The sequence below is a fragment of the Photobacterium sp. R1 genome (assembly GCF_054600795.1).
This window is the reverse complement of record NZ_BAAHZP010000535.1, coordinates 1-272: the sequence shown is the minus strand read 5'-3', so window position 1 is coordinate 272 and position 272 is coordinate 1. Positions and strand designations below refer to the sequence as shown.

At 48.2% G+C, this 272-nt stretch carries 1 protein-coding gene; it reads left to right on the top strand.

What is annotated here, in order from left to right; genetic code table 11:
• Nucleotides 1-29: 29 nt before the first annotated feature.
• Nucleotides 30-272: hypothetical protein (locus ACYP03_RS26175; RefSeq protein ID WP_459782696.1), on the top strand; the 243-nt coding region annotated here is incomplete at its 3' end.

The following is a 272-nucleotide window of genomic DNA, read 5'->3' as shown; positions in this document are numbered from 1 at the left end:
CTGAGGTAAGCAAAGAAGCACCTAAGCCTATGGTCACTGATCTGGACGATGATGAACCGCATCTGGGGCTGGACAGTGAAGACAGCAGTCTTGACGACCTGTTTGATGATAAGACCCCGCAGGACAATCCAATCTTCTCGGATAATCTGTTTGATGATAACGATGCTGAGCTTGATGAGCTGGATCTGACGGACGGCCTGGATGATGCCTTTGGCAATGAATTGCCAAAGAGTGATATCTCGGTAAAGAACAAAGAGCAGGCTATTGGTCTC